Source organism: Mesorhizobium sp. WSM4815 (assembly GCF_055811575.1).
This window is the reverse complement of sequence record NZ_JBVVQS010000084.1, coordinates 38,568-52,406: the sequence shown is the minus strand read 5'-3', so window position 1 is coordinate 52,406 and position 13,839 is coordinate 38,568. Positions and strand designations below refer to the sequence as shown.

12 protein-coding genes are annotated in these 13,839 nt (G+C 62.8%); 9 read left to right on the top strand and 3 right to left on the bottom strand.

The features are described 5' to 3' along the window. Positions 1 to 41: 41 nt before the first annotated feature. Complete coding sequence (locus AC0L2B_RS08590; RefSeq protein WP_473744942.1) at positions 42 to 1,637, top strand: zinc-binding metallopeptidase family protein; 1,596 nt, start codon at positions 42 to 44, stop codon at positions 1,635 to 1,637. Positions 1,638 to 1,660: 23 nt separating this feature from the next. After that, positions 1,661 to 2,593, top strand: coding sequence for a dimethylarginine dimethylaminohydrolase family protein (locus AC0L2B_RS08585; RefSeq protein WP_473744941.1), 933 nt, complete (start codon positions 1,661 to 1,663; stop codon positions 2,591 to 2,593). Positions 2,594 to 2,671: 78 nt separating this feature from the next. Here AC0L2B_RS08585 and AC0L2B_RS08580 read toward each other — a convergent pair whose 3' ends face one another. Next, positions 2,672 to 3,679: an ornithine cyclodeaminase family protein gene (locus AC0L2B_RS08580; protein WP_473744939.1), complete on the bottom strand. Its 1,008-nt coding sequence runs from the start codon at positions 3,677 to 3,679 to the stop codon at positions 2,672 to 2,674. 161 nt (positions 3,680 to 3,840) lie between these two features. Here AC0L2B_RS08580 and AC0L2B_RS08575 point away from each other — a divergent pair, with 161 nt between their 5' ends. Further along, positions 3,841 to 4,302, top strand: coding sequence for an Lrp/AsnC family transcriptional regulator (locus AC0L2B_RS08575; protein WP_473744937.1), 462 nt, complete (start codon positions 3,841 to 3,843; stop codon positions 4,300 to 4,302). An 8-nt stretch (positions 4,303 to 4,310) separates the two neighbouring features. Here the strand turns inward: AC0L2B_RS08575 and AC0L2B_RS08570 are convergent, their stop codons facing one another. Then, entirely contained in the window at positions 4,311 to 5,060 is a 750-nt protein-coding gene (locus AC0L2B_RS08570) for an SDR family NAD(P)-dependent oxidoreductase (protein ID WP_473494896.1), read from the bottom strand. A gap of 97 nt (positions 5,061 to 5,157) precedes the next feature. On the opposite strand from AC0L2B_RS08570, the gene AC0L2B_RS08565 reads away from it, so the two are divergent. Further along, positions 5,158 to 6,051 (top strand): LysR family transcriptional regulator, encoded by an 894-nt coding sequence (locus AC0L2B_RS08565; protein ID WP_473744935.1) that lies wholly within the window; start codon positions 5,158 to 5,160, stop codon positions 6,049 to 6,051. Positions 6,052 to 6,181: 130 nt separating this feature from the next. Here AC0L2B_RS08565 and AC0L2B_RS08560 read toward each other — a convergent pair whose 3' ends face one another. Beyond that, positions 6,182 to 6,613, bottom strand: coding sequence for a VOC family protein (locus AC0L2B_RS08560; protein WP_128173130.1), 432 nt, complete (start codon positions 6,611 to 6,613; stop codon positions 6,182 to 6,184). Between the two features lie 203 nt (positions 6,614 to 6,816). Here AC0L2B_RS08560 and AC0L2B_RS08555 point away from each other — a divergent pair, with 203 nt between their 5' ends. From AC0L2B_RS08555 to AC0L2B_RS08535, 5 genes are all read left to right on the top strand, one after another. Next, on the top strand, positions 6,817 to 8,019 hold the full coding sequence (locus AC0L2B_RS08555; protein ID WP_128173070.1) for an MFS transporter: 1,203 nt from the start codon (positions 6,817 to 6,819) through the stop codon (positions 8,017 to 8,019). A gap of 611 nt (positions 8,020 to 8,630) precedes the next feature. After that, positions 8,631 to 9,827, top strand: a complete 1,197-nt coding sequence (locus tag AC0L2B_RS08550) for an acyltransferase family protein (RefSeq protein WP_473744934.1) — start codon at positions 8,631 to 8,633, stop codon at positions 9,825 to 9,827. Between the two features lie 2 nt (positions 9,828 to 9,829). Next, entirely contained in the window at positions 9,830 to 10,933 is a 1,104-nt protein-coding gene (locus AC0L2B_RS08545; protein WP_473744933.1) for a glycosyltransferase family 2 protein, read from the top strand. A 46-nt stretch (positions 10,934 to 10,979) separates the two neighbouring features. Next, positions 10,980 to 11,996 carry a glycosyltransferase family 2 protein gene (locus tag AC0L2B_RS08540; RefSeq protein ID WP_473744931.1) on the top strand — a complete coding sequence of 339 codons (1,017 nt, stop codon included), beginning with the start codon at positions 10,980 to 10,982 and terminating at the stop codon, positions 11,994 to 11,996. After that, the gene (locus tag AC0L2B_RS08535) at positions 11,996 to 13,780 is read left to right on the top strand and encodes an ABC transporter ATP-binding protein (RefSeq protein ID WP_473744929.1); all 1,785 of its coding nucleotides are present in this window, start codon (positions 11,996 to 11,998) and stop codon (positions 13,778 to 13,780) included. The genes AC0L2B_RS08540 and AC0L2B_RS08535 overlap by 1 nt, the downstream gene beginning before the upstream one ends. Positions 13,781 to 13,839: the final 59 nt, after the last annotated feature.

Below are 13,839 nucleotides of genomic sequence, written 5' to 3'. Positions count from 1 at the left end.
TATCACTTTTTGGCGAGGCGCTTCACTGCTTTCTTTGACGGATGGAGGATCCGGTGACCACCTCGGCCCAAGCAACCGCGCTTGCCTGTCTCGACGACATCCAGCGGTCGCTGTCGGCGTGGACGCGGACGATCTTCGATTTCGGCGAGACCGCCTGGCGCGAATACCAGTCGGCCGCCTGGTATGTCGAGCGTCTGAAGCATGAGGGCTTTCCGGTCGAGGAAGGCTCCGGCGGGATGCCGACCGCCTTTTGCGCCCACTGGACCAACGGCGCCGGGCCGACGATCGGCATGTATGCCGAGTATGACGCGGTGCCGGGCAATTGCCAGGACGCGGCGACCGTCAAGCGACCGCGTCCTGGTCTAGGCGCTGAGGCCGGCGGCCATACCGATCCGCATTCCGGCCTCGGCATTGCCAGCCTGGGCGGGCTTTTGGCGACCAAGGCGGCGATGCAGCGCCACGGCATATCGGGCACGCTGCGCTTCACCGGCGAGCCGGCGGAGAAGGTGCGGGGGTCGAAGCCGATCCATGCCGCAAAAGGCTACTACGATGGCCTTGCTGGCATGATCTCTTTCCATCCCTTTTACATGCTGCCGCTCTGCAACACGGCGCGCTGGGACACACATTGCGGCGCGGCCTATGCGATGATCTATCGCTTTGTGTGCGACGAACCCGAAAATTGGGCTCGCGCAAGCGATGGAGCGCCGATTCCGCAGGCGCATTCGGCGGTCAGGGCGCCCGGCGCCAACGACGCGCTCATGATGATGTACATGGCGTCCAAGGCGCTGCGCGATTCCATGCTGCCGCATCAGGGCGGCTGGTCGATCAGCGAGGCGATCCTGACCGCGGGGCAGGCGACCGCCGACAATCTGCCGGCCGGACTGGCCGAGATCCAGTACATGATCCGCGTGCCGACGATTGCCATGGCCGAGCGGGTCACCGCCGTGCTCGACCGCAATGCCGAAGCCGCCGCCAAGATGAGCGGCTGCCGCCATGAGCGGCACTGGGTGTCGAAGTCGCGGCCAGGGCTCGCCAATCATGCCATGGCGGGTATTGCCTACGATGCGCTGTCGACGGTCGGGCCGCCGCGCTGGGACGAGACGGCCAAGGCGATTGCCCGCGAAATCCAGCTCAATGCCGGCGGCGCGGCGAGCGATGAGCCGTTCATCGCCGAGTTGGAGCAGCTGATCGCGCCTGAGGAGGCGGAGGCGTTGCTGCGCCGCGACCTGCCGCCGTCGCAGCTGAATTCAACCTCCGACGATTACACCGACATGTCGTGGCAGACGCCGACGGCGCGGTTCTACGTCGCCCGGCCGGCGCTGCGTTCGCAAAACGGCCAGGCGTATCCGTCCTGGGCGATGAATGCGCTGGGCGGCATTTCCGCCACCATCGATCCGATGGTTGCCTGCGCATCGAAGACGATTGCGCTGGCAGCCCTTCGCCTGCTGGAAGACAAGGCCGCCCGCGATGCGGCGATGGACGAATTCGTCGCCCGCACCGGCGGCGGCATTGGTGGCAGCACTTGGCTGGCGCCGCTTTGCGACTACGAACCGCCGATCCATTTCCGCTGGCCGGAATATGTCACCACCCCGCGCGGACGGGACTGGTGGATACCAAGCAACCCGCAAGCCGCGTGATCACTCGAAGCCAGGAGAATGCCATGACCGTTCACGACCGCATCGTAGCAGAGCCGTTTTCACTGCAGCGCCGCAATCCGGCCGGCGGCACCAAGCCATTGACCGCCTGGGGCTTTGCCAACGAGACCGATTTCCTGACCGACGTGCTGCTCGGCTCGCCGAATTTCCTGCGCCATCTCTCGACCAGCTCGCTATCGCGCAAGCATCTGCGCGAGGCGCCGTGCAACGTCCAGATCGCGCAGGCGCAGCACAAGGACCTGGTCGCCGCTTACGAGCATTTCGGCGTCAACATCCACTGGCACGAGCCGACGCCGGAACTGCCGATGCAGGTCTATTCACGCGATTCCAGCGTCATGACGCCGTACGGCGTCATCATCACCGCGATGGCCAACTGGTGGCGGCGCGGCGAGAACTATGCGGCGATCCGCACCTATGAGAGGCTCGGCATCCCGATCTACGACATGGTCACGGCAGGAACCTTCGAAGGCGGTGACTTCAACGTCATCGAGGACGGCGTGGTGCTGATCGGCTGCGGCGGCGCCCGCACGCAGGAGGAGGGCGCGCGCCAGGTCCAGGCCTGGTTCGACAAGGAGGGCTGGGAGACCCGCATCGCCTTTATCGACGAATATTATGTCCATATCGACCTGATGGTGGTGCCGATCGCCGAGAAGCTGACCGCCGTCTGCCTTGCCTGCACGGAGCCCGGCATCGTCGACTGGCTGAAGGGCAAGGGCCACGAGATCATCGACGTGCCTTTCCAGGACACGATGGCGCTCGGCTGCAATTTCATGTCGCTGGGCAAGGACAGGGTGATCGCGCCGACCTCGAGCCAGACGCTGATCGGCCAGCTCAAGGCGCGCGGCTTCGAGGTCGCGGCGGTCGACATGAGCGAGGTCTCGAAGACCGGCGGCGGCATCCACTGCATGGCGCAGGCGCTGAAGCGTGTGCCGGCCTGAGGGACCGCCCTTTAGCCCGGCCGCTTCCGCGAAAGCGCCATTGTCAGCAACGTCGATCCCGCCTGGCTCGCGGCACGCCTACAGCACGATGAGCTTTCCCTTGCGCAGACGCTTGGCGCAACGATAGGCGAGATCGGCGGCGACCATGTCTTCCATGGCAATGCCCATCGCCTTGTAGGTGGTGATCTGTTGATCCGAAACACGGCCCGGCGCGCGGTCGAGCAGCATGGCGCCAAGCTCAGTGCCGAAATCCGGGTCGAAGCCGGCAAGCTCGCAAGAACCGACCGGGGTCGGTTCGAACGCATCCCTGGTCTCGACAAAAAGACTGGATTTGCCGATGAGCTCGATCGGCATTTCACCGCCGGGTGGTGCCACCCCGACCGACGAGACGTGCGTGCCCGGCCGAACCCAGTCTGCCTCGATCACCGGCTCGTAGGAATGCGTCGCCAGGCACACCACGTCGGAACTGCGCACTGCCGCCTCGAGGTCGGCGACCGCCACCACCGACGGATGCAGCCGGGCAAGCGCTGCCGCATCGTCGAAGCTCTTCGAAGCGACCCGGATATCGGCAAAGTCGCGCACCAGCGGCAACAGATGCAGGTGCTGGTTGGCCTGCACGCCGGCGCCGACCACTGTCGCTATCCTGGCGTCCCGGCGCGCGAGCGCGCGCACCGACAGCACGGCGGAGCCGGAGGTTCGCACCGCGGTTATGAAGGTGCCGTCCATGATGCAGACCGGCAGGCCGGACAGCGGATCGAACAGGCTGATGGTGGCGAGGTGGCTGGGCAGGTTCTTGGCCAAATTGCCTTCGAAGACGTTGACGATCTTGACGGTCAGGTTCATGCCCTCCATCCAGGCCGGCATGGCGAGGCTGTAGCCGGCCCCTGGGATGTTGAGCTGTGGTCGGGGTGGATTGACGACCTTGCCTTGTGACAGCGCCTTGAAGCCGTCTTCCAGAACATCGAGAAGCTGGCTGAGATCGATGCACGCCATCACGTCGACTTCGCTCAGCACCAGGATCTCGGTCGCTCCCTTGCTGATTTCCGCCGCACTCCTGCCGGCTGGGCTGAACGCTTCCTTGGTCATCTTGCACTCCTTTTGTTTGTCGAAATCGGCTCACCACGTTTGCTTTGAGTGGGTGAGGGAAGCGCAGGCTATTGCGAGGTTTTATGTGATGAAATACGTTGATTTTGACATCTCTGCGTGAAATCAGCACACAAATCCCTGAGATAGAGTGGATTGTGCAAATGGACGACCTCGACCAGATAGACCGCAGCCTGCTCCGGCTGCTGCAGGAGGATGGGCGCCGGACGACGCTTGATCTTGCCGGGCGTGTCGGGCTGTCGCCGACCGGAGCCAGCCAGCGGGTGAAGCGCCTGTTCCGCGACGGGTTCATCACCGCGGTTAGGGCGGTGCTCGATCCGCGCAAGGTCGGCCGGGGAGCGCTGGTGTTCATCGAGGTCCGGCTTGACCACACGGCGCCGCATGTCTTTGACCGTTTCGCCGACGCCGTGGCGAAGGCCCCGGAGGTTCTGGAGTGCCATATGGTGGTTGGCGGTTTCGATTATCTGGTGAAGGCGCGGATCGCCGATATGGCGGTGTTCAAGGATTTCCTGCAGCGGGTCATCCTGCCACTGCCCGGCGTGCGCGAAACGCACACCTTCGCCTCCATCGCCGATGTCAAGCCGAACGCCCTCTTGCCGGTGTGATCAGATGCCTACCGCCAGCCCCCCGAGGCGGTAATGCGTTCGCCGGTCAGCCAGGACGCCTCGTCGGAGGCGAGGAACACCGCGATGCGGGCAATGTCGTCGGGCTGGCCGAAGCGGCCGAGCGGGGTCATGGCGATGACCTGCTTCTCGAACTCGCTGCCGACGATGCCGATCCGCTGCAGGCCTTCGGTGTCGACGCCGCCGGGCGCGATGGCGTTGACGCGGATGTTGCGGGCGCCCAGTTCTCTCGACATGGAGAGCGTGATCGAATCCACTGCCCCCTTGGTGGCGGCGTAGACCAGTGAGTTCGGCTGCGGGTTGAGGCTGGCGACCGAGCTTATGTTGATGACGCTGCCGCCTCCGGCGCCGAAATGGTTCACCGCTTCCCGGATGGTCAGGATGGTGCCCAGCACATTGGTGTCGAACTCACGGTGGAATTCGGCCTCAGTCACCGCTTCCAGCGGCTCGAATGCGAAGACGCCGGCGTTGTTAACCAGGATGTCCACCGCGCCGAACGACGATTTGGCGGCCTCGAACAGGCGGCGCACGTGGGCCGCTTGCGACACGTCGCCGTGGACGGCAACGGCCCGGCCGCCTGCGTCCTTGATCTCGGCAACGACGCGGTCCGCACCTTCCCGGGACGATGCATAGTTGACGACCACCGCGGCACCGGCCGCCGCAAGACCCTTGGCGATGCCGGCACCGATACCCTTGGAGGCGCCGGTGACGATGGCGACCTTACCTTTCAGCTTGCTCATCAAATCTCTCCTTTGTCGATGATGAGCGGTATTTAATAGTGATCGGATAGCGTATTAGGATTACCTCGATCGGTTCTTTCGTGCCTGGAATTCTTGAATGACCACCATCCTCGAAAAGACCGCTGGTCTCGTCGCCTTCGTGCGCACGGTCGATGCCGGCTCGTTCCATGCCGCCAGCCGGCTGGTCGGCTCCAGCCCGTCGGCGGTGTCGAAGAGCGTGGCGCGGCTCGAGCGGCGCCTGGGCGTGCGGCTGATCCAGCGCTCGACGCGTCGGCTGGCACTGACCAGCGAAGGCCTCGCCTATTACGAGCGAGTCGCGCCTTTGCTGAGAGCGCTCGATGATGCCGAGGACATCGTCCAGATGGCCGATACGGCACGCGGCCTGCTGCGCGTCACGGCATCCGTCGAACTTGGGCGCGGCCTGATTGCCTCATGGGCACAAGCATTCCTGGCGCAGCACGGCGAACTGAAACTCGAGCTCAGCGTCACCGACCGTCACGCCGACCTGATCCGCGAAGGTTATGATGTAGCGGTGCGCATGGGGACGCTGTCGGACACCGGGCTCATCGCGCGCAAAATCGCCAATCTGCCGATCGTGCTGGTGGCCTCGCCGGCCTATGTCGAACGGCGCGGCCGGCCGGCATCGGTCGAGGCGTTGCAGAGCCACGACTCCGTCCGCTATCAGATGGCCGGGCGGCCTTATCCGGTCACCTTCACCGACGGCGCGGTGATCGTGCCGAACGGGCGGCTCGATACGGACGACGGCGGCGCCATCCGGCAAGCGGCGCTGGCCGGAGCCGGCATCGCGCATCTGATGCAGTTTGCAGTGCAGGACGATCTCGACACCGGCCGTCTGGTCCGCATTCTGCCCGAGGTGGCGATGCCGACTATGCCGGTGCACATCGTCCATGCGTATGGGCGACAGCTACCGGTCCGCGCCCGGCTGTTCGTCGAGTTCCTGGCGGGCCGGATGGCGGCGCTGACGCGATAGGGCGGGAGCTCCGTGGCAAAGACAGCGGCGCTTCGTCGATGGCCATGCGGTAGCCTTTGAGCGTCGCTGCGTTGAAGTTGAATATTAAGCGTTGGCGCGGCGCGACGTAACGAGAATACCTGTCATCGAGCTAAAACGTAATCTCCACCGAAGCGGCGCTGCGGTTGGCTGGCCCGTGAAAGACGGCCTCGATGTTGTTGCCGTCGGGATCGAGCAGGAAGGCGGCATAGTAGCCGGGATGGTAGTGCTGCCGCTCGCCGGGTGCGCCATTGTCCGTGCCGCCGCCATCGAGGCCGGCCTTGTAGAAGGCGTCGACCATCGCCCGGTCCTTTGCCTGGAAGGCAAGGTGGTGGCGCCCCGTCAGTTGCCCGCTGGCCGCCCGGCTGTCGATGCTGGAGACGAACAGCTCGTCGGCCCAGAAATAATCCTCGGCGCTGCCGCCGATCGGAATATCGAGCACCTTGAAAACCGCCTCGTAGAAGCGGCGGCTGGCCTTGAGATCCCTGACCACCAGCTGGACGTGGTCGATGAGACGGCCGCGATGAAGTTCCATGCCTGACAGCTCCTGATCGCCAGGTTGGAAATCTAGCTCAGGACGGTGCACGGTCAATGCACTGGAGCAATTGAATGGCGCGATTTCCTGACTGGATAAAAGATGCAACCGGATTGTAGGATTCGAAATGTCGCCGTCGTCCTTCGGACGCAAGCGGTGTGACGAAGCTTGAAAGAAGTCGCGCCGTGTCCAAACGATCTCGGGAGAAAAACATGAGCCTTTCCTATCGTTGGGTCATCGTCGCGGCAGGTGCTGTGATGACCTGTGTCGCCCTCGGGGCGATGTTCTCGCTGGCGATCTTCCTCGAACCGATGGCGCTCGACACAGATTGGTCGCGCGCCGGCATATCGAGCGCTATGACGCTGAACTTCCTGGTAATGGGCCTCGGCGGCTTCGCCTGGGGCGCCATTTACGATCGCTACGGCGCCCGCATCGTGGTGATGACAGGTGCGTTGCTGCTCGGGCTGGCGCTGGTGCTGGCCAGCCGCACCGGCTCGCTGCTTGTCTTCCAGATCACCTATGGCGTGCTCGTCGGCCTCGCAGCAAGCGCCTTCTTCGCGCCGATGATCGCGCTGACCGCCGCTTGGTTCGACACCAATCGCAGCTTGGCCGTTTCCCTGGTCTCGGCGGGCATGGGCGTGGCGCCGATGACGATCTCGCCCTTCGCGCAATGGCTGATCACGGCCTATGACTGGCGCACCGCCATGTTCGTCATCGGCGTCGCGGCATGGGCGCTGCTGGTGCCGGCCGCCTTGCTGGTGCGCCAGCCGCCCAAGCCTGCCGCTGAAGACGCCGCCGCCGATATTGCCGCCAACGATACCGGCATGTCGGTTCCACAGGCGCTGCGCTCGCCGCAATTTATCGTTTTGGCACTGACCTTCTTTGCCTGCTGCGCGGCGCATTCCGGACCGATCTTTCACATGGTCAGCTATGCCATGCTGTGCGGCATAGCGCCGATGGCGGCGGTCAGCATCTACAGCATCGAGGGCCTGGCGGGCTTAGGCGGCAGGCTTCTATACGGCGTGCTTGCCGACCGGCTGGGGGTCAAGCCGGTGCTGATTACCGGTCTGGCGATACAGTCCGTGGTCATCGCAGCCTATCTTGCGGTCAGCGAGCTTGGTCAATTCTACACGCTCGCCGTCATCTTCGGCGCCACCTATGGCGGCGTGATGCCGCTCTATGCGGTGCTGGCGCGCGAATATTTCGGCCAGCGCATCCTCGGCACGGTGTTTGGTGCCGTCACCATGCTGTCCAGCATCGGCATGGCCTTCGGCCCGCTCGCCGGCGGCATGGTGTTCGATGCCTATGCCAGCTATTCCTGGCTGTTCATCGGCTCGGCCCTTGTCGGGCTCGGCGCGGTGGCGGTGGCGATCGCCTTCCCGCGGCTGCCGCGCAGGGAGTTGCAACCGGCGTAGCGGAGAGAGGACGCAGGGGGTCGAAAGTGGACATAAACTATGCCGGCTTTGACCCCCAACCACGAGACCCCATCGGCAACGACAGGAGCTTTGCGCTCTGTTAGGTCAGGTCTGTGGGCCCGATTTCTTTCTTGATTAGCGATCGGTCATGCTGCAGCGCAGCGCGCTCGCGCCAATACGAGGTGTGGATAAGTCCGAGATTCGGACGCAAAACTGCCAGAATAGGCAAATTCAGGCGGTTCTCGCGCATTTCGCAAGCCGCGCCTCACGCGACTATTTCAGCCACGTTAACATTTTGTGTTGCGGCGCAGCATTTTTTTCCTATCGTCGCCCGGGGCATTCGATGGCGTGAAAAGACTCTCCTTGGCAATTCTCCCTGGAGGATTGGAGAAGCGTGGTGTTGAGGCAATCTGCAATCTGGTGGACCCATTGGCGGGGGATGGCGCAGAGCCATTTCGTCGCTCCGCCCGAACCTCCGCAGCCCGCGCGAGACGCAGCGCTTTGAGCGAAAACGATCAGCCGCATTGCGCAGGCGCCGCTGTCCGCAGAGTGATCTGCGGCGACCCGCGGCAACGATGTCATCGGAGACATCCAACTGGCGGAAGCCGCCGATGAGACGCGACACGCAATTGGACGCGCTGAGGGCCATCGCCGTGACGATGGTGATGTATTCGCATTTCTTTGCGGCGGGAGGGTCCTCCTTCTGGGGCCACATCGGCGTGCGACTGTTCTTCGTGCTGAGTGGCTTTCTGATCACGCGGCTTCTTCTGGACGCGCGCGCGGCCGCTGAATTCGAAACCGCACCCGCACTCAAATCCTTCTACATCAGGCGGGCGCTGCGTATATTCCCTCCCTACTTTGCCGTGTTGGCTTTCGTTTGGCTGGTCGACCTGGAGCAGTCGAGGGGATCGCTGGTCTGGCATGCGCTTTATCTGTCGAATTTCTGGTTCGCCCTGCGCAACGAATGGACGCCTTGGGTCCTCGCCCATCTTTGGAGCCTGAGCATTGAGGAGCAGTTCTATATCGTCTGGCCATTGATCGTTTTGCTGGCGCCGCTCCGGCGTCTTCAGTCGATCTGTATCGGCGTCATCCTGCTGTCGTTGTCGTATCGCTTTTATTGGCCGATCACCGGAAGTCCTGACCTCGCGCGCGACCTGCTTCCGCCAGCATCGATGGACGCGCTGGCGTCAGGTGCGCTGCTTGCAGTCTACCGAACCAGAACCGCTGTCTTGCCTCAGTGGCTGCGATTTGGCTGGCCGGCGCTCGCGGCCGCCTTTTTCGTCCTGCAGTGGTTTGCTCCGACGCCGGCAAATTCCGTGCAGGAATGGGGCCGCTGGCTGCTCTTGGAAGTCCTGCCTCTCGTGCCGCTGGTCGTGGTCGTTGCGAGCTGTTCCTCCGGCATTGACGGTTATCGGGGGAAGTTTCTCAACCTGCCACCGCTGCTGGCGCTCGGCCGCATCAGCTACGGGGTTTATCTCTACCATCCCATCGTCCTGTCGCTCGTGGTCATGTCCCAGCCCTGGATCCCGCTCAACGTCTCTGAGCAAGGGCCGGGGCGATTCCTGGTTGCGGGAGCGGCGACCATCATTGTGGCTTCGGTCTCATGGCTGCTTTTCGAAAAGCCGCTCAACAGCCTCAAGCACTACTTCCCCTATGTTGCTCCAGGAACTGGCGCCGTCATCCTGACAGGTGTCAAATCGAATGACGCAGGGTGGCTTGGAAGGACAACAGGAGCTTATTTCAGTGGCCCGCTCGATGGCCGCAAAGCATCCCTGGCACGCGACCTCCCGCGAACGGATCGGAGCTGACCATGGCTGCTCCCTTGGTGTCCGTTCTGCTGCCGATCTATAATGCCGGACCTTATCTGGCAGCCGCGCTCGCCAGCATCCTGCGGCAGGATTACGATCGCCTGGAGATCATCGCGACCGATGACGGATCGACGGATAATTCCCTGCAGATCCTGCAGAATTTCCGCAAATCTGACAACCGCATCTCCATCGTCTCACGCGAAAACCGGGGCCTCATCGCAACCCTGAATGAGGGGCTGGCGGTGGCTCGCGGTGATCTGGTCGCCAGGATGGACGCCGACGATATCGCCTATCCCTGGCGCCTATCGCGTCAGGTCGCACTCTTCAACCGGCGGCCCGACCTCGCCCTGTGCGGCGCAGGTGTCGATTTCCTGCTTGGCAACCGCATCGTCAAAGGCCAGCCTGATCCAGCTCTTCAGGAAAATATCCTGGGCATATTGTCAATGTTCTTCACGATATTCATGCATCCTACAGTAGTTTTTAATAGGAACGCCATAAAGGACGGCGATCTATATTACGACGAGAGATATACCCATGCCGAAGATTTCGATCTCTTCAGACGGCTTACCGACCGTTACCCGGCGGCTATGATTCCCGAAAACCTGATCGCCTATCGCATCCATGGCGACAGCGTGACGAACCGGCACAAGCGGGAGATGCGAAGGACGCATTTGAAGATCGTGGCCGAAACCCTTGAGCGGGAAGGCCTCGCGCCAAACGCGCGGGACCTCCGCGACATCGGTGATGCTGCCTCAATGGACACGGTCCGCCGTGCCGCCGATTGGATGCTTGCGCTGCAGGAGAGGATTTCCGGACTGCCGGTGGAAACGAGGCCGAGCTATGAGGCCGGCACGCTGAACCTGTTTTATTTCCTCTACCAACTCATAGGCGATGAGATGCAACCGCTGTTGACGCATGAGTTCCTGACGCGGACTGCCAATTGGGACCGCATTCGGCGTCGCGAGCGGTACGCATTGCGTGCCGGCGCCTACGCGCCGCGGTTCAGTCTCGTCTCGATGTCGGCGACCAGGCAGGTAGACGCCTTGTCGCGATACTTGCAGTCCGTGCCGGCCGCGGCGGTTCTGCCTTCCCTTGGGTCGAGCTAGAATGACAGTCAAATCCCACCAGCCTCTGCAGCACAGTCGCTCGAGTATGCTCGCGCCCATTTCGGCCGATCCCCGGCCGCAGCACGGCTCCGCACCGGAGGTCAGTTTCATCGTCTGCACGCGCAACCGCGTTGCGGTGCTCGAGCCTTGCATCAAGTCGATCCAGGCCGCGTGCCGTGCCCATCCTGCCTTCGCGGCCGAACTCGTGGTTGTCGATAACGGCTCGACCGACCGCACGGCAGAACGCCTGGCCAGCATCGCCGAACTGTCGGACATCCCATTGACGGCTGTTTGCGAGCCACGACGCGGATTGGCGGCGGCCCGCAACGCCGGTCTGGCGCGAGCACGGGGCCGTGTGCTGGTCTTCGTCGATGATGATTGCCAGGTCCATGGCGACTACCTCAGTGATTTGCAGCGACATTACGGGACCGGGGAACGGGTCGTCCGGGGCGGCCGCGTCGAGATCGGCGATGCCAGGGATCTGCCGTTCACGATCAAGCGATCGCTGGTCCGCGAGCGGCTTACATCGGATGTTCATCCCGGCGGTTTTGTGCTCGGCTGCAACATGACGATGCACCGCGATGCTGCTGCTCGCATCGGCCTTTTCGACGAGCGGTTCGGCGCAGGCGGCCCGCTGCGCTCCGCGGAAGATACGGACTATCTTGTGCGAGCGGTGCTGCTCGGAATACCAGTCGAATATGTGCCCGACATGACGATTTTCCACCATCACGGCCGGCGAGATCGCAAGGCCATCGAAAAGCTCCACCGCGACTACTGCCTGGGCAATGGCGGGCTGTGCCTGAAACATGTTCGCCATGCGCCTTGGCTGCTTCGCCATTTCTACTGGGCCGTGCGATCGGCTTTCCGGGAATTGGTGAAGGGGCCTCGGTTCGATTGCGAACTCAAGCTGTCGCACTGGCCGATCGTCATCATGAATCTGCTCGGCGCGGCCAAGTTCGCGGTTCTTTCGTTGGCGAGACGGCCAGAGGCGCCGCAAGTGCGGCAGGATCAACAAGCACAGGATCAACAGGCAAATGCCGAGGCGAGGGTGAATACGCCATAATGCGACTGATACCGCCGAGCCTGCCGATGCTGCGCCGCGCGCTTGGACGGAAGCAACTGCGGCTGCTTCCTGCCGTGGTGATGCTGGGTCTTGCCAGCGCGGCCCTTGAAGGCTTCGGCATAGGGCTGATCATCCCCTTGCTGGGCATCATCATGGGGCAGGGGGATCAAACCGGAATGGCCGGCTTTTCTGCCGTGTTCCAGCATTTCGGATCTGACCTCAGCGAGCGCGACCGGCTGATCGTCATTTCGGTCGCCATTCTCGGCTCGATCGTCCTGAAGAACGTCTTCGCCTTCGCAAACACGCTGCTGACGACCTTCATCTATGGCAAGGCCAGCCATTCGATCCGCAGCGCACTGTCGGAGCAGTTGCTACGGGTCGGTTATCCATTCTTCCTGCAGCAAAGTCCCGGACGGCTGCTCAACATCATCTCCAACGAATCCTGGCGGGCATCGGATGCGATCCAGATCATGCTGACGGCCATCGTCAGCGCATCGGCCGCAATCATTCTGCTGGCTTTTCTGCTCCTGCTTTCATGGCAGATGACACTGTTGGTCACGCTGGGGTTGGTCGTCGTTCAGATCGCGCACGCGGTGCTGTCAGCCAATTTGAAGGCGCCGAGCCGCAGCGTCGCCTCGCGCAACAGCGATCTTGCATCGCAGATGCTCCACCTCGTGCATGCCGGGCGTCTGATCCGCATTTTCGGACAGGAGAGCCGCGAGAAGGCCACATTCGATCAGGCGTCGGACGCGGTTCGCCGGGCAGCTTTCGTCCTGCTTACGCGTCAGGGCGCGTTGCCGCCGCTGACCGAGGTTCTCCACGCGATGCTGTTTCTGGCGGTGGTGATCGGCGCCTGGTTCGTGGGCGTGAGTTTCCCGCTGATCGTCGCGTTCGTCATCCTGCTCTACAGGCTGCAGCCGTATATGCGGGCCCTGCAAATGGCCTGGAGCCAGTTGCAAGGCTTGAGCGGATCGCTTGAAGAGGTGGTCTGGATGCTGGACCCGACCGACAAGCCCGAACCTCCGCGAGGACACCGACCGTTCCAGGGCTTGGCGCAAGAGATCAAGTTCGATGACGTGACCTTTACCTATTCCGGCAAGGACCAGCGTGCCGTGGTGCTGCATTCGGCGGCATTCGAGATCCGCAGCGGCCGCTCGACGGCGCTCATCGGCCGTTCAGGCGCAGGCAAGACGACGATCGTCAATCTCCTGTGCCGCTTCGTCGAGCCTGATGCCGGTAGAATTCTCGTCGATGGATCACCCCTCGACCAGATCGATCCCAGCCAATGGCGAAGGCATGTCGCACTTGCCAGCCAGGATTTGGAACTGGTGGATGGCACCATTTTTGAGAACATAATCTACGGGCAGGACGCAGCCTCGGCCGGCGACGCCCAGCGTGCTGCAAAGCTGGCCGAAGCGCATGAATTCATTGAACATCTGCCGCAAGGCTACCAGACGGTCGTCGGCTACCGGGGCGTCAATCTTTCAGCCGGACAGCGGCAGCGGATCGCACTGGCGAGAGCGTTGGTGCGCGATCCCGATATCCTCATCCTGGACGAAGCCACCAATGCGGTGGACGGACTGTCGGAAGCGGCAATCGTCGAGACCTTGAAGTCGAGAGCAGGCCGCCGCACGACCATAGTGATCAGTCATCATCACAGCACCATCTCATTCTGCGACGACGTGGTGATCCTCAGCGGCGGTCGCGTGAAAAAGCAGGCGCCTTTCGCCGCTCTGGCGACGCTCAGCATGGATGAGCTTTACCAGCATGACTCAATGGATTGATGAGGGATTGCGATTCTGCTTGCCGCGGTCGCCTTCCCGCCGCAGGCAGTATCTCTCAT